This is a genomic window from Gordonia malaquae (assembly GCF_037148075.1).
Classification (GTDB): Bacteria; Actinomycetota; Actinomycetes; order Mycobacteriales; family Mycobacteriaceae; genus Gordonia; species Gordonia malaquae.
Window position 1 is genome coordinate 26,421 of sequence record NZ_JBBCUB010000001.1, and the last position, 14,522, is coordinate 40,942.

General features: G+C 66.5%; 16 protein-coding genes. 14 read left to right on the forward strand and 2 right to left on the reverse strand.

The features are described 5' to 3' along the window. Positions 1–5 precede the first annotated feature (5 nt). Positions 6–1,001 (reverse strand): Rv0361 family membrane protein, encoded by a 996-nt coding sequence (locus WFK36_RS00140; protein WP_336788669.1) that lies wholly within the window; start codon positions 999–1,001, stop codon positions 6–8. Positions 1,002–1,120: 119 nt separating this feature from the next. Between WFK36_RS00140 and WFK36_RS00145 the strand changes: the two genes are divergently transcribed. From WFK36_RS00145 to WFK36_RS00190, 10 genes are all read left to right on the forward strand, one after another. Next, a complete protein-coding gene (locus WFK36_RS00145; RefSeq protein ID WP_008379549.1) occupies positions 1,121–1,564 on the forward strand; it encodes a DUF3151 domain-containing protein in 444 nt (147 codons plus the stop codon). Positions 1,565–1,639: 75 nt separating this feature from the next. After that, positions 1,640–2,743 (forward strand): FUSC family protein, encoded by a 1,104-nt coding sequence (locus tag WFK36_RS00150; protein WP_008379547.1) that lies wholly within the window; start codon positions 1,640–1,642, stop codon positions 2,741–2,743. After that, complete coding sequence (locus tag WFK36_RS00155; protein WP_336788673.1) at positions 2,740–3,246, forward strand: GNAT family N-acetyltransferase; 507 nt, start codon at positions 2,740–2,742, stop codon at positions 3,244–3,246. The genes WFK36_RS00150 and WFK36_RS00155 overlap by 4 nt, the downstream gene beginning before the upstream one ends. A 53-nt stretch (positions 3,247–3,299) precedes the next feature. Further along, positions 3,300–4,235: a cation diffusion facilitator family transporter gene (locus WFK36_RS00160; RefSeq protein WP_336788675.1), complete on the forward strand. Its 936-nt coding sequence runs from the start codon at positions 3,300–3,302 to the stop codon at positions 4,233–4,235. Positions 4,236–4,282: 47 nt separating this feature from the next. After that, complete coding sequence (locus WFK36_RS00165; RefSeq protein ID WP_336788676.1) at positions 4,283–4,930, forward strand: TetR/AcrR family transcriptional regulator; 648 nt, start codon at positions 4,283–4,285, stop codon at positions 4,928–4,930. A 90-nt stretch (positions 4,931–5,020) separates the two neighbouring features. Further along, entirely contained in the window at positions 5,021–6,226 is a 1,206-nt protein-coding gene (locus WFK36_RS00170; RefSeq protein ID WP_336788678.1) for a lipid-transfer protein, read from the forward strand. Between the two features lie 69 nt (positions 6,227–6,295). Then, positions 6,296–6,730: a type II toxin-antitoxin system Rv0910 family toxin gene (locus tag WFK36_RS00175; protein WP_336788680.1), complete on the forward strand. Its 435-nt coding sequence runs from the start codon at positions 6,296–6,298 to the stop codon at positions 6,728–6,730. Then, entirely contained in the window at positions 6,727–7,590 is an 864-nt protein-coding gene (locus tag WFK36_RS00180) for a MaoC/PaaZ C-terminal domain-containing protein (protein ID WP_336788682.1), read from the forward strand. Before WFK36_RS00175 ends, WFK36_RS00180 begins: the two co-directional genes overlap by 4 nt. 26 nt (positions 7,591–7,616) lie before the next feature. Further along, entirely contained in the window at positions 7,617–8,486 is an 870-nt protein-coding gene (locus WFK36_RS00185) for an SDR family oxidoreductase (protein ID WP_336788684.1), read from the forward strand. Then, complete coding sequence (locus tag WFK36_RS00190) at positions 8,483–9,733, forward strand: acyl-CoA dehydrogenase family protein (protein ID WP_336788686.1); 1,251 nt, start codon at positions 8,483–8,485, stop codon at positions 9,731–9,733. Before WFK36_RS00185 ends, WFK36_RS00190 begins: the two co-directional genes overlap by 4 nt. Here WFK36_RS00190 and WFK36_RS00195 read toward each other — a convergent pair. Further along, the gene (locus WFK36_RS00195) at positions 9,730–10,344 is read right to left on the reverse strand and encodes a TetR/AcrR family transcriptional regulator (protein WP_336788688.1); all 615 of its coding nucleotides are present in this window, start codon (positions 10,342–10,344) and stop codon (positions 9,730–9,732) included. The genes WFK36_RS00190 and WFK36_RS00195 overlap by 4 nt on opposite strands. Positions 10,345–10,453: 109 nt before the next feature. Here WFK36_RS00195 and WFK36_RS00200 point away from each other — a divergent pair, with 109 nt between their 5' ends. From WFK36_RS00200 to WFK36_RS00215, 4 genes are read left to right on the forward strand one after another with little or no spacing between them, the layout of a single operon-like run. Further along, positions 10,454–11,416, forward strand: a complete 963-nt coding sequence (locus WFK36_RS00200; RefSeq protein ID WP_336788690.1) for an AurF N-oxygenase family protein — start codon at positions 10,454–10,456, stop codon at positions 11,414–11,416. Then, the gene (locus WFK36_RS00205; protein ID WP_336788692.1) at positions 11,416–12,183 is read left to right on the forward strand and encodes a DUF4873 domain-containing protein; all 768 of its coding nucleotides are present in this window, start codon (positions 11,416–11,418) and stop codon (positions 12,181–12,183) included. The genes WFK36_RS00200 and WFK36_RS00205 overlap by 1 nt, the downstream gene beginning before the upstream one ends. Before the next feature lie 13 nt (positions 12,184–12,196). Beyond that, positions 12,197–13,672 carry an FAD-dependent oxidoreductase gene (locus tag WFK36_RS00210; protein WP_336788694.1) on the forward strand — a complete coding sequence of 492 codons (1,476 nt, stop codon included), beginning with the start codon at positions 12,197–12,199 and terminating at the stop codon, positions 13,670–13,672. Further along, entirely contained in the window at positions 13,669–14,520 is an 852-nt protein-coding gene (locus tag WFK36_RS00215; protein ID WP_336788696.1) for an SDR family oxidoreductase, read from the forward strand. The genes WFK36_RS00210 and WFK36_RS00215 overlap by 4 nt, the downstream gene beginning before the upstream one ends. The last annotated feature ends 2 nt before the right edge of the window (positions 14,521–14,522 follow it).

The window sequence follows — 14,522 nt, forward strand, 5'->3', positions numbered from 1 at the left end:
CGCCTTTACGGCTTCTTGCAGACCTTCCAGTCGTCGCCGACCTTGTGGAGGGTGATCTGCGCGGGAGCCTTGTTCGACGGGTCGCCGGACGGGTACATGTCGACACCGACACGGGCGGTGTCGCCGTCGATCGCGACCGCGTTCACGTCGTCGAACTTCATCAGCTGGTCGTTGGCCTTCTGAGCCTGGTAGGCCTTGTTGAACTCGGCCTCGTCCATCGATGTGTAGGTCGTGTTCTCCTCGCCGCAGGTGATGTCGCGGAGCTTCGCGAGGTCACCGTCGTTCATCGCCTGCTGGTACGACTTCGCGGCGTCCGCGGCCTTCGTCTCGGGTGAGGTGCCGATGGTCATGTACCAGATGCCGACTGCGATGGCTGCGATCACGACGAGAGCTGCGATCACGAGGCCGATCAGCTTGCCGCGCTTGCTCTTCGGAGCGGCCGGGGCGGCGGGGGCGATCACCTGCGGAGCCGCCGGCTGTGCCGGAGCTTCGGGCGCCGGGGCAGCGGGAGCCGCAGGTGCGGCAGGTGCAGGCTGCTGAGCGGCGAACTTCTCGGTCTTGTCCGCGGTGGCGGCTGCAACCGGCGCGGCGGCGGCAGCGGGCTTGGTGATCTGGACGGTCGGAGTGACGTCAGCGGTCGATTCGACGGAACCCTCCGTCGAATCGTTGGCGTCAGAGGCCACATCGACTGACTCCTCGACGACGTCCGAGCTCGCCGCATCGTCGGCCGCGGGCTCGTCTGCCTCGGCCGCGGGCTCGTCTGCCTCGACTGCGGGCTCGGGTGCCTCGACTGGATCGCCGACGACGTTCTCCTCCACAAGTTCGTCGCCGGATGTCGCGGCTGCGGCTGCCGCAGCCACATCTGCGGGCACGGCGAACGCCCTCGTCGGCGACTCCGAGTCGCTGCCCTGGGGCTGGGGAGCCTTCGGGGCGTCGTCGCCCAGCTTCACGACGCGCGTGGGTGCGTCGGGGGTGGACTTGTCGTTGTCTGAGTCAGGCATGCGGCTCAATCCCGTGTGGTGAAAAATGGTGCAACGCGCATACGCGCGTCGCCTGAGACTATCGAATTAGTCTGGCAACGGTCTCTTCGGAGAGTCCAGTCGAATGATTCAATGGTGGTGTGACGTCATTCGGAGACCTCCTCGGACCCCAGCCCACGCTCCTCACCGGAGACGATGAGGCCGAATCGGACCTGCTCAACGGGGCCGACCCGGCCGCTGTCGCGGCGGAGCACCCGACGGCGTCCATCGCGTGGGCGTACTTGGCTGAAGCTGCACTGGACGGTGCGACTGACGGCGCCGAGCCGGACACGGCACGAATCGTCGCCGCCTACGCCTACGCGCGCACCGGCTACCACCGTGGACTCGACCAGCTGCGTCGACACGGCTGGAAGGGTTTCGGTCCGGTGCCGTGGAGCCACGAGCAGAACCAGGGGTTCCTGCGCTGCGTCGGCGCCCTCGCGCGGGCCGCAGGGGCGATCGGTGAGGAGGACGAGCACCTCCGCTGCCTCGACCTGCTCAACGACAGTGATCCCCGCGCGATCTCCGAACTCGGCCTCGACTGACCGGAGGTCCCGCTGAGCAGCACTGCGCGTTCGCTCCGCGACGCTCATCACGCCGGTGACGAGGCGTTGCGGACGATGCGTGCCCGCATCGCCAGGCGAATCCCGCGGTGGTTGTTCGTGCGACTCCGCCGGCTCTGGCTGTCGCTGGTCCCCATCGCGCAGTGCGCGGCCGCGGCGGGTCTTGCGTGGTGGGTGGCCGCGGACCTGCTCCAACACTCGAGACCGTTCTTCGCGCCGATCGCCGCGGTGGTCTCCCTGGGTCTCTCCCTGGCGAAACGATGGCGCCGCTCTGTTGAGCTGATCGGCGGAGTGCTCATCGGCATCTTCGTCGGAGACCTCTTGATCTCCACGATCGGCTCCGGTGCCTGGCAGATCTGTGTGGTCGTCGCCGTCGCGATGTCGATCGCGGTGTTCCTCGACGGCGGTCTGATGATTCCCATCCAGGCGGCATCGTCCGCTGTTCTCATTGCGACGCTGATCCCACCGGGACCGGGCAGCCTGGACCGCGCGGTGGACGCGCTGATCGGCGGCGGCCTCGGCATTCTGGTGGTGGCAGTGGCGCCCGTGAACCCTGCTCGACGAGCACGCCGTGACGCCGCTGCGATCCTCCACACGCTCAAGAACCTGTCGGCCGACCTGGCCGTGGGGCTCCGTACGAACGACGAAGACGCCATCTATCGCGTTCTCGCGTCCGCGCGCGGCACGCAAGCGTCGATTGAGGCGCTGCGGAACGACGTTGCCGCGGGACGTGAGGTAGGACGGCTGTCTCCCCTCTACTGGTCGTCGCGCGACCGTCTCAAGCGGATCGCCGCCACTGCGGATCCGATCGACAATGCCGTCCGAAACTTCAGGGTGATCACCAGACGGTGCCTCGGCGTCACCCAGCGCGGGGTGACCATCGAGCCGGCGATCGTCGAGATCATCGACTCGATGTCGTCGGGGTTCGAGATGCTGCGAGCCATGATGATGGCCGAGCCCGGGGAGTCGCCCGACCAGGCCGACGCGGCTCGTGAGATCAGGTCGATCGTGCGTAAAGCACGAACCTCGATCGCAGACAACGTGGAGGACATCTCCGAGACCGCGGTTCTCGTGGAGTTGCGATCCCTGCTCGTCGACATGCTGATGGTCGCGGGGTTGAAGCGGTCGTCGGCCATCGCCCAACTCCATCTCAACCGGTGACCACGACGATTCGGGCGGCGCGGCCCGACGACGCCGACGTTGTACTCGGATTGTTCGACGATGCGATCGCGTGGCTCGCAGCCGCCGGGCTGTCCGGACAATGGGGCTCGGTGCCGTGGTCCGAGCAGAGCGCCAGCGCCGATCGGGTCAGGCGGGAGTTCGCGACCGACGGCGCCTGGATCGCCGAGAGGCCCGGGCTCGGGGTGTGTGGCGGGATGGTCCTCGGCTCGGCGATGCCGTACGTGCAGGCTTCCACCGTCTCCGAGACCTACGTCCGGGTGCTCGTCGGATCGCGGGTCGACGGCGCGCGGGGAGTCGGTCGTGAACTGTTGGCCGCGGCTGAACGACACGCGCGGGAGGCGGGCAGTCGACGCCTCCGTTTGGACTGTTATGCAGGAGGTTCGGGGGCGCTCGTCGACTTCTACCGATCGTGCGGGTATGTGCTCGTCGAGACCCTCGACCTTGAGGGGTGGCCCGCCGCGGTGTTGGTCCGCGACCTCTGAACACGGAGTGCAGAAACTCTTGACATATTCAATAATGCGCATATATTGAGGTCATGGGTAGTGAGCATGGGCATGAGGGGCACTCGCACGGGCCGACGGCCGCCGACCTGGCTTCGGGTGCGGTCAACCGCAGGTTGTGGCCGATGGTCGTCTCCGTGGTCATCATCGGCGGATTCTTCGTCGTCGAATTGGTCGCCGGACTCGTGTTCGGTTCGTTGGCGCTGGTGGCCGACGCCGGGCACATGCTCACCGACGTGGTTGCGCTCTGCATGGGTCTGTCCGCGTTGTTGTTGGCGCGACACGGTCGGGTGACCGACGGTCGGAGCTTCGGTTGGTATCGCGCGGAGGTCTTCACCGCGGTGGTGAACGCGGTGCTCCTGATCGGTGTGGGCGTGTTCGTCCTCGTCGAGGCGATCCGCCGCATCGGCACCGACCCCGAAGTTCCCGGCGGCGCGATGATCATCGTCGCCAGTCTCGGGCTGCTCGCCAACATCGTCGTGATGTTCCTGCTGCGTGCCGACGCGGAGGGGTCCATCGCGGTCCGTGGCGCGTATCTCGAAGTGCTCGCGGACGCCGTCGGCAGCGTAGGAGTCCTCGTCGCAGGCGTCATCGCGATGACGACCGGGTGGGGATACGCGGATCTGCTCGTCGCGGTCCTCATCGCCCTGTGGGTGGTGCCTCGCGCGGTCAAGCTCGCTCGAGACGCGCTCAAGATCCTCAACCAGCAGGCGCCGGCTCATCTCGACCTCGCGGCGCTGCGGGCCGAACTGACAGATCTGCCGGGTGTCGACGATGTTCACGATCTGCACGTCTGGTCGGTGACCACCGGCATGGACGTCGCAACCGTGCATCTGACCAGTTCGGGCGATCACGAGCAGGTGCTGGTGGACGCTCGCCGTGTGCTCGACGGTCACGGGCTGGAACACGCGACGGTTCAGATCGAGTCGAGCGGCAGCAGTGGCGCGTGCGCCGGCCAACTGACCTGGTGATCGCATGTGGCACTGTTTGTGCCGCGTCGCTGTGTAGCCTCCTGTGAATGGGCGACGGCGGAATGTCTGTACCGGTTCGGCGGACACAGGAGGAGCGGAGTGCGCAGACGCGTGCCGCTCTGATGGATGCGACCATCGACTGCCTCGTGGAGTTCGGCTACAGCGGAATCACCACAACTCGCGTCGCAGAACGCGCCGGGGTGACCCGCGGCGCCCAGATGCATCATTTCGGGTCGCGGAACGAACTGGTGAGTCACGCGATCCGGCACCTCGCTGAACGGCGGTCGGCGGAGGCGGTGGAGCGGGTCGGTCGGATCGCGGAGTCGCTCGATCCCCTCGACTCACTGTTCGACCTGCTCTGGGATCTTCACGACGGGCCGCTGTTCGTGGCGAGCGTCGAACTCTGGGTGGCGGCGCGGACGGACGCCGATCTGCGCGTGGACGTTGTCGAGTTCGAGTCGCTCGTGGACAAGACGATCGGTGAGGCGGTCGCCGCTCATGTGCCGTCTGAGTTGGCGCGGCCGATGCTCGACTTCGCGTACACGGCGATGGACGCGCTGCGAGGACTGCTCGTGTCCGGATTCCTCACGCCGGGCTCGGATCGGCCTCTGCGCAGGTGGCAGCGTGCAAAGGAAGTGCTCCGGGCGGCTGCCGACCCGCGTCTTCTCGACTGGGCCGCCTCGGCCCGCGCCTGACTCCACACCCGTTTCAAAGTGACAGTGGTCACACATCGCTTGCTTACATACATTCACGAATGTTTGTATGTGGCAGGAGGTGTGATGCACATGACACAGAGAGTGTTCGTCATCGGCGTAGGCATGACGAAATTCGAGAAGCCGGGCCGTCGGAAGAACGACGACGGATCCGACTGGGACTACCCGGACATGGCCAGGGAATCTGGAACGAAGGCGCTCGCCGATGCCGGAGTGACGTACGACCAGATCCAGGAGGCCTATGTCGGCTACGTCTACGGAGAGTCCACATCGGGTCAGCGAGCCGTGTACGAACTCGGCATGACCGGTGTCCCGGTGGTGAACGTGAACAACAACTGCTCAACGGGCTCCACTGCGCTGTACCTGGCAGCGCGCGCCATCCGCGGCGGCCTCGCCGACTGCACGCTGGCGCTCGGTTTCGAGAAGATGCAGCCGGGCTCGCTCGGATCGACGTACGACGATCGTGCGCAGCCGATGGAGAAGCACATCCTCGCAATGGCGGAGATCAGCGAAGTCCTGTTCCCGCCCGCGCCGTGGATGTTCGGCGCCGCCGGGCGTGAGCACATGCGGGAGCACGGCTCGACAGCCGAGCATTTCGCGAAGATCGGCGAGAAGAATCACCGGCACTCGACGAACAATCCGTACGCCCAGTTCCAGGACGAGTACACGCTCGACGAGATCCTCGACTCACGGACGATCTACGATCCGCTCACCAAACTGCAGTGCTCGCCGACGTCGGACGGTTCCGGCGCGGCCGTGCTCGCGTCAGAGCGGTTCGTCGATGAGCATGATCTCGCCGACCGCGCGGTCGAGATCGTCGGACAGGCGATGACCACCGACTACCGATCGTCGTTCAACGGCACCTGCAAGAACCTCATCGGACACGACATGAATGTTCAGGTTGCACAGTCGGTCTACGAGCAGGCGGGCCTTGGACCGGCCGATTTCCAGGTGATCGAACTCCACGACTGCTTCTCGGCCAACGAACTGCTTCTGTACGAAGCACTCGGCCTGTGCGGCGAAGGCGAAGGGCACACGCTCATCGACGCCGGCGCGACCACCTACGGCGGACAGTGGGTGGTCAACCCCTCAGGCGGTCTCATCTCGAAGGGGCATCCACTCGGCGCGACCGGGCTCGCTCAGTGCGCAGAACTGACGTGGCAACTCCGCGGCGACGCCGACGGACGCCAAGTCGACGGCGTCACAGCGGCGCTCCAACACAACATCGGCCTCGGCGGCGCCGCCGTCGTGTCCGCCTATCAGCGCGCGAACCGCTGATCGACACCAGGCGACTGACCGCACAATCACCCGCACGACACAGAACACCGACAAGACAGGGAAACGATCATGGGACACATCGAAACCACCACCACCCTCTCGTCAGCTCCGGACGCGGTCTGGCGAGTCATCTCCGACCCGTCCACGTGGGACTCCTGGTTCACGATCCACGAGCGGTGGATGGAGGAGCCCCCGGCCGAGCTCACCGAGGGCGCGCACCTCACCGCGAAGATCGTCATGCTCGGCATGGCCAACAAGATCGAATGGACAGTCGGCGAACTCGTCAGCCCAACCAAGATGGTGCTCCGGGGAACCGGGATGGCAGGAGTCAAGACCGAGTTCGTGTTCACGCTGGCAGAGGACGAGGGCGGCAGTGCCCTCACGGTGACCGGCGACTTCGAAGGAGCGCTGCTCAAGGGCGCGCTGTCCAAGGCGGTCGAGAAGGACGCGCGGAGCCAGATCGCTGCGACGTTCGAGAAGCTCGACGCACTGGCCTCGGCATGACTGTCGTCGACAACGGCTTCGACGACGCCGCGATCGGTGTCTGGGCCGAACCCGAGGTCGTCACGGTCACGAGGGAGTCGATCGCCGCATATGCCGCCGCGACCAACGATCCCATCGAAGCTCATCTGCGGGGCGACGTCGCGCCGCCGGTGTTCGGGATCGTTCCGGCGTTCGACGCCATGATGTCACCCGCCGTCGACGTGGTGCCGATCGAGATCTTCGGACGGATCGTCCACGGGGAGCAGGACTTCCACTTCCACCGACCGATCGTGCCCGGCGACGTGCTCACGACCCGGGCCCGCGTGATCGGATACGACACCGTCGACTCCGGCACCCGCCTGTCTATTCAGATCGAGACGCGAGACGCGCAGGACGACCTGGTCAACGAGCAGTACCTGATCGGGTTCTTCCGCGGCGTCGATGCGGGCCGGAACGTCGGAGAGCGAGTCCCCGGTCATCGCCTCGACACCACCACGACAAGTCGGGAGCCCGTGGCCGTCGTCGAGGCGCACGTCGACGACGACCAGACGTTCCGCTACGCGCCCGCGTCGGGGGACCCGATGCCGATCCACCTCGACGAAGAGGTCGCCAAGGACGCGGGCTTGCCCGGGATCATCGCGCACGGGCTGTGCACGATGGCGTTCACCTCGTGGGCGGTGCTCACCGAGGTGGCCGCGTCCGATGTGCATCGGCTCAGGCGGTTCGCAGTCCGCTTCTCGACGATGGTCCTCCCCGGCGACGACCTCACCACTCGGATCTGGCGCAGCGGATCGGCGGACGGCGCCACCGAGTACGGATTCCAGACGACTCGCGGAAGCGACGTCGTGATCACCGACGGCCTCGCAGTCGTCGCGGACTGACAAGCACAACTCACGAAGGAGACGCCATGGGCGCATTGGATGGAAAGGTCGCGATCGTCACGGGCGCAGGCCGGGGAATCGGGCGGGAGCACTCGCTCCTGTTCGCCTCGCTCGGTGCGAGCGTCGTCGTGAACGATCTCGGATCGAGCAACGCCGGTGAAGGCGCGGACGCGGGCCCGGCGGCGGACGTCGTCGCCGAGATCGAGTCCGCAGGTGGACGTGCGGTGGCCAACAGGGCGAACGTCGCCGAATGGGACGGGGCGAAGGCGCTTGTCGATCAGGCCCTCGCAGAGTTCGGCCGCCTCGACGTCGTCGTCAACAATGCGGGCATCCTGCGGGACGGATTCATCCCCTCGCTGGACGAATCGCAGTGGGACGCGGTGATCGGCGTCCACCTGAAAGGGCACTTCAATGTGCTCCGCCATGCGGCGGCCCATTGGAAAGCGGAGTCGAAGGCGGGCAGGCAGCCGCAAGCGGCGGTGGTCAACACGGCGTCCGCCTCTGGTGTGACCCTCCCGAATGCCGGACAGTCGAACTACGGGGCGGCGAAGGCTGCGATCGCCGCGTTGACGCAGGTGGCCGCGGAGGAACTCGACAGGTACGGCGTGCGCGTGAATGCGATCGCGCCCATCGCACGCACCCGGCTGACGCTCGCGACGCCGGGGATGGGAGCGATCATGGAGGCCGCGATGGAAGACGAGGGCTTCGACGCGTTCAGTCCCGCCAACATCTCGCCGGTCGTCGCCTATCTGGCGTCGGATCTGTGTGCCATCACCGGCAAGGTGTTCGCCGTGCAAGGTGGCGCGATATCCGAACTGGCGGGCTGGCACGACGTGAAGACGATCGAGACCGACGGTCCGTGGACCGTCGACGACATCGCGGCGAGGCTCCCATGATCGAGTGGTCCGACACCGACGTCATCATGCGGGACGCGATGCGCGACTTCGTCAAAGAGCACGTCCGTCCTCAACTCGACGACCTCGAGCACGGTGATCTCCCGCCCTATCCGATGATGCGGAAGCTGTGGAGCGAGTTCGGCCTCGATGTGATGGCCTCCGAAGCCCTGTCCGGGTACCTCGCGAAGCAGCGCACGAAGGCGGAGGCTCCGAGCGACACTGCGGCCAAAGGGAAAGGAGGCGGCCTGGGCGACGTCGGCGCGCAGGTGTCGATGGGTGCCGCGATCCTCGCCGAACTCGCCGGTGTGAGCCTCGGGTCCGTCGCGGCGGTCGGTGTGTCGTTGGGGCTCGGAGCGGCGACGATCATGTCGCGCGGGACTCTCGCGCAACAGGAACGATGGCTGCCGGATCTGGTGACCCTGGACAAGATCGCGTCGTGGGCGATCACCGAGCCCGACTCGGGATCGGACGCTTTCGGCGGGATGAAGACCTACGTGCGACGAGACGGCTCCGATTACATCCTGAACGGGCAGAAGACGTTCATCACGAATGGTCCGTACGCCGACACGATCGTCGTCTACGCCAAGCTCGACGAAGGGGACGAGTCGATCGCGCCGCGGGATCGCAAGGTCCTCACCTTTGTGCTCGACTCCGGGATGCCGGGCCTCACGCAGGGTAGACCGTTCCGCAAGATGGGCATGCACTCGTCACCGACGGGCGAGTTGTTCTTCGACGACGTCCGGCTCACACCCGACCGTCTCCTCGGAGAGACTGAGGATCACGGCGGAGGTGACGGGCGAGAGAGCGCGAGACAGAGTTTCACCGTCGAGCGCATCGGTGTCGCGGTGCTGGCGCTCGGCATCGTGAACGAGTGCCACCGCCTGTCGATCGACTACGCGAAGACTCGGACGCTGTGGGGTCAGAACATCGGATCGTTCCAGCTGATCCAACTCAAGCTCGCGAAGATGGAGGTGGCGCGGATCAATGTGCAGAACATGGTCTTCGCCGCCATCGAAGGGTTGAGCTCGGGCCGACTCCCGTCACTCGCCGAGGCGTCGGCAGCCAAGCTCTACTCGTCGGAGATCGCGACAGAGGTGGCGATGGACGCGGTGCAACTGTTCGGCGGCAACGGTTACATGTCGGAGTACCGGGTGGAGCAACTCGCCCGAGACGCGAAGTCGTTGATGATCTATGCGGGCACCAATGAAGTCCAGGTGACGCACATCGCCAAGGGGCTGCTTGGTTAGAGAGTGTCGTCCAGGTGGAGGCGGTGCAGCACGGGCAGCAGGAAATCGCGCGCGTACTGCTCCGCCCCGCCTGGGTCGCGGAGGCCGAGGTCGGTCTCCGAGATGAGTGTCAGGGTGTGGAACTGCCGGGCCGTGTGCTCGGCGAACCGCGTCGCCTGCCGCGGGGAGAGGTACCCGTCGTCGAGGAACGACGTGATGAACTCCGTGCCGCGGTTCAGTGCCGAACTCGATGGCGTGACCACATAGGGAAGCAGCAGATCGGGATTGAGGCGGAGGATCGGAGCGAGGGCCGGATGCTCGTCGAGAAGGCGATACGCGTGCGCGAAGCTGTGAACGATCCGCTCGTCCTGATCGTCGTATCGGCGGACGGTCCCTTCCAACTCTCGGAAGAACTTGTCGAGCTCTGCGCGGACCGCGGCCTTCACGAGCGCATCCCGCCCGGAGAAGTGCTTGTACAGGGTGGCCCGGCCCACGTGGGCTTCGCGCGCGATCTCGTCCATTGCGAGTTTCCGCAGGCCGGTGGCGTGCGCGATGGCGACGACGGCGTCGAGGATGCGCGCCTTCGCGCCCCCTGCCTCAGTACTCGGCGTCGGTGAAGCGAGTCGGACCATGCCCCAAGCTTAGGGGGAGACAAAAATACGGAAAGTGTCTACTCTTGTGTGAGGGTAGTCATACACCAGGGTCGGGTGATCGCCCGACCGAGACGAAGGAGTGTCCGCCATGGTCTCGACCAGAACATCGGCACCGGAATCACTGAAACCTGATGCGCTCGACCCAGAAGGGGCGACCTCTGCGGCAGCGAACGCAGCGGATCGCGACGCCTTGGGAGATCGACTCATCCAGGGATCGATGCGTCGGTCGTTCAACTCGAACATCGACATCGATTGGGACGCACCGCAGGATCCGGATCTGTTCTATCTGCCGCCGGAGATGATGTCGCTGTACGGCACCCCGCTCTGGGAGTCGATGACACATCGCCAACGAGTGGAGCTGTCTCGGCAGGAGGCCGCGAACACCCTGACCCGCGCGGTGTGGTTCGAGAACACCCTCAACCAAGGGCTCCTGCGCGCGATGCTCCACCAGGACCCGACATCGCGCAACGTGCACTACGCCCTCACCGAGATCGGCGACGAGACCCGTCACATGGTGATGTTCGGGCGAGCAGTGTCCGCCATCGGCGCACTCCCGTACCGCCTGTCGCGTCGCGAAACTCTCGCCGTTCAGGCGATGCCGCTCGCGTATCGGGGTCTCATGCTGTGGGTCGCCGCGCTGTGCGGCGAGGAGGTGATCGACGAGAGCCAGAAGCAGAACGCCAGGCATCCTGACGTCCAACCGATCATGCTGCAGGTGTTCCGCATCCATGTGACTGAGGAAGCTCGCCACATCCGGTACGCGAGAGAGGGAGTTCGCAGGCGAATCGCGCGGGCTCCCTGGTGGGAGCGGCAGTTCGTGGCGACGGCGAACGGAGGGGCAGCCTTCATCCTGCGACGGCTCTACTACGACAAAGAGGTCTATCGCCGCTGTGGGCTGCCGGTTCGGGAGGCGATGCGGCAGGCGCGGAACAACGAACAGGTCCGAGCGAGGCGTCGAGAGTCGTTCGAAGGGCTCCACGGGTTCCTCACTGAGAACGGTCTGCTCAATCCGATCTCCCGGCTCATGTGGCGCAGCCACGGATTTCTCTGATGAGTGTCGACTGCGAGGTGCTGGCTGTCGGAGTCGACACCGGTCGACGCCTGCGTCAGCGAGGACTCGACCCCTCCGCGGTGGTGGACCACGTGACCGCCGAGGCTTTTGATCCCGATGCCGACTGCTGGGTCGTGACGAGCGCAGAAGGGCGCACCGTTCGAGCGCGAATCGTCGTCAGCTCGAAGCGAGCCGTCGGTGATGGGCCGACCCCGTATCTGGGCATCGCCGAGAACGGCGCACCGAATCGGTGGATAGTCGACGAAACCGGTCCGCTGCGGCTCGACAGACAGGTGGCGTTCGTCGGCGACGCGGTCCAGGCGATGCGCGATGCAGGATTCTCCCGTGTCGAGGTCAAACGCCATGTCCAGGGCCAGTTCGCGAGGGCGGCGTCGCCGAGCTCGTTGCTTGCAGCTCTCCGCTCGCCCCGACCGCGTCTCGCCGATTTCGAGTTCACGACGGCCGACGACCGCGAGGACGACGACGAGTATCACGGTCCAGCGTCGGTCATCGACGACAACGGCGTCGCACATCCGGTGACCGCTCATCTCCTCGCGCAGTACCAGCCCGTCGCGAACTCCGTCGTATGGACCGGCCGCCTCGAACCGTCGGCCGCGATCTCGTCACTTCACACACGTCTGCGGCAGCCGGTGCGCTTGAGTACTCCGGGCAGTGAGCCCGTGCCTGCGCTCCTCGTCGACGGCGACCCGTGGGGCGGCGTTCACGTGGCGGGCGACGGCGCCAGCCCCTATCCGATGCCTTACTGAACAGGATTGCTCGATGCCGTATCTGATCACCCAGAACTGCTGCGCGGACGCTGCGTGTGTCGCGGCCTGCCCGGTCGGCTGCATCCACCCGGCACCCGGCGAACCGGGCTTCGCCACCAGTGACATGCTGTACATCGACCCGAAGGTCTGCATCGACTGCGGCGCATGCGCGGACGCGTGTCCCGTCAACGCGATCGTGTCGGATCGCGCACTCGGCCCCGACTCCGAACCGTACGTCGCAATCAACGCCGACCACTACGGGTCCGGCGAAACGTATTCGCCAGTGTTCTCGGTCGGCACGGCGCCGGAGCCGACAGTCACCTCACGTGACCCGCTGAGGGTGGCGGTCGTCGGCTCGGGCGCTGCGGGCTTCTACACCGCCAAGGAACTGCTGCACCATCCCGGCGTTGTGGTCGACATGTACGAGCGGCTCGATGAACCGCACGGATTGGTGCGCTACGGGGTGGCGCCGGATCATCCCGAGACCAAACGGGTGACCGAGCAGTTCGTGTTCTCTCCGTCGAAGGCCGCACGGCTCACTCTGCACAGCGGGGTCGAGGTGGGAGTCGACGTCAGTGTCGCCGAACTGCGCCGACGCCATCAGGCAGTGGTCCTCGCTCACGGCGCTCATGGAGAGCGCTTCTTGAATGTCGACGGCGAGGGCCTCGACGGCGTGATAGGCGCGATGAGCTTCGCCAATTGGTACAACGGGCACCCTGACGAGAACCACGACGGCCCGCCCATGCGGTCTGCACGCGCAGTCGTGATCGGCAATGGAAACGTGGCGCTCGACTCGGCGCGGATGCTCGTCGCCGGCCGACGGACTGCGCGCGGGCGACTCGCCGCTCGTGTCGAACGCGCTCTCTCCACGAGCCGGATCTCGGAGGTCGTGGTGCTCGGTCGTCGTGGACCGCGGGATGCGTCCTTCACGCTCGGCGAACTGCTCGAACTCGCCGCCCTCGACGACGTCGACCTCGTCGTCGAGAACGCCACCGCCGCGGAACTGGAGCCGACCGAGTCGGACGACCCGGCGATGCGTCGAATGCTGGAGATGCTCGGCGCCGCCGCTCGCGCTCGGCCGAGCTCCGCACGTCGGGTGATCCTGCGATTCCACACGTCGGCCACCGGCTTCGTCGGCGAGGGGGCCGTCACCGGAGTGCGCATCGGCAGCGGCGTCATCGATGCCGAACTCGTGATCCGCGCCATCGGATTCGTCGGGACACCTCTCGACGGTGTCGACCTCGACCCGGCGACGCAGACCGTCGGCAACCGAGGCGGGCGGGTGATCGACACCGCAGGCGAGACCGTCCCCGGTCTGTACTGCGTCGGGTGGATCAAACGAGGGGCGCAGGGTGTCATCGGATCCAATCGGGCGTGCGCCCGCGAGACGGTCACCGCGCTCATCGACGACCACCGGGCCGGCAGGCTCGGCAAGCCGACCCCGCCCAGGCGACGGTTCCCGCGCATCCGACAGGTGGCGCTCCGGTGACGCGAACACTCGACCTGACCGGCCGCACCGTGCTGATCACCGGTGCGGCCGGCGGCATCGGGTCGGCGACCGCCCGTGCGTTCGCAGCACGCGGCGCACGCGTCGTCGTGACCGACGTCGACCACGAGGCGGCTCGGGCACTGGTGGAGGAGCTCGGGGCCGGATACGGGTTCGGGTACCGCCTGGACGTCACCGACCCCGACGAGGTGAATGCGGTGTTCGACCGCGTGGAACTGGAGGTCGGTCCCGTGGACGTGGTGGTCAACAACGCGGGAATCATGCCGATCGCCGCGTTCGTCGACGAGTCCGCAGCGTCGGTCCGCCGGCAGCTCGCGATCAACGTCGAAGGTGTCGTTCACGGTTGCCAAGCGGCACTGCGGCGGATGACGCCCCGTGGAGCCGGGGCCGTCGTGAACGTCGCGTCGGCTGCAGGTCGGATCGGCTATCCGGGCGTCGCGACCTACAGCGCCACCAAATTCGCCGTCGTGGGACTCACCGACACGCTCGCGCGAGAATATGCTGACTCCGGAGTCGTATTCACCTGCGTCATGCCGAGTCTGGTCAACACCGACCTCGCCTCCGGCGTCCCCCAGCATCGACTGCTGCGGACCCTGGAGCCGACCGAGGTCGCGACCGCGATCGTCGACGGTGTGCGGCACCGGAGAAGGCACGTCACCGTTCCGAACTGGTTGGGGTCGATGAACACACTGCACTCGGTACTGCCCACGCGCGTCGGCGACAGCCTGCTCAGACGGCTGGGCGCGGATCACCAGATCCTCGACTCGGCGGGCGTGCCAGAACGCCGTGCGTACGAGAAGCGCGCGACGGGTGAGGGGGCGGGATGCTGACT

Coding starts and splice junctions, on each gene's coding strand:
- WFK36_RS00165 (WP_336788676.1), top strand. CDS start 4,283: ATGGGCGACGGCGGAATGTCTGTACCGGTTCGGCGGACACAGGAGGAG.
- WFK36_RS00185 (WP_336788684.1), top strand. CDS start 7,617: ATGGGCGCATTGGATGGAAAGGTCGCGATCGTCACGGGCGCAGGCCGG.
- WFK36_RS00195 (WP_336788688.1), bottom strand. CDS start 10,344: ATGGTCCGACTCGCTTCACCGACGCCGAGTACTGAGGCAGGGGGCGCG.
- WFK36_RS00170 (WP_336788678.1), top strand. CDS start 5,021: ATGACACAGAGAGTGTTCGTCATCGGCGTAGGCATGACGAAATTCGAG.
- WFK36_RS00210 (WP_336788694.1), top strand. CDS start 12,197: ATGCCGTATCTGATCACCCAGAACTGCTGCGCGGACGCTGCGTGTGTC.
- WFK36_RS00150 (WP_008379547.1), top strand. CDS start 1,640: ATGCGTGCCCGCATCGCCAGGCGAATCCCGCGGTGGTTGTTCGTGCGA.
- WFK36_RS00200 (WP_336788690.1), top strand. CDS start 10,454: ATGGTCTCGACCAGAACATCGGCACCGGAATCACTGAAACCTGATGCG.
- WFK36_RS00180 (WP_336788682.1), top strand. CDS start 6,727: ATGACTGTCGTCGACAACGGCTTCGACGACGCCGCGATCGGTGTCTGG.
- WFK36_RS00140 (WP_336788669.1), bottom strand. CDS start 1,001: ATGCCTGACTCAGACAACGACAAGTCCACCCCCGACGCACCCACGCGC.
- WFK36_RS00160 (WP_336788675.1), top strand. CDS start 3,300: ATGGGTAGTGAGCATGGGCATGAGGGGCACTCGCACGGGCCGACGGCC.
- WFK36_RS00190 (WP_336788686.1), top strand. CDS start 8,483: ATGATCGAGTGGTCCGACACCGACGTCATCATGCGGGACGCGATGCGC.
- WFK36_RS00175 (WP_336788680.1), top strand. CDS start 6,296: ATGGGACACATCGAAACCACCACCACCCTCTCGTCAGCTCCGGACGCG.
- WFK36_RS00205 (WP_336788692.1), top strand. CDS start 11,416: ATGAGTGTCGACTGCGAGGTGCTGGCTGTCGGAGTCGACACCGGTCGA.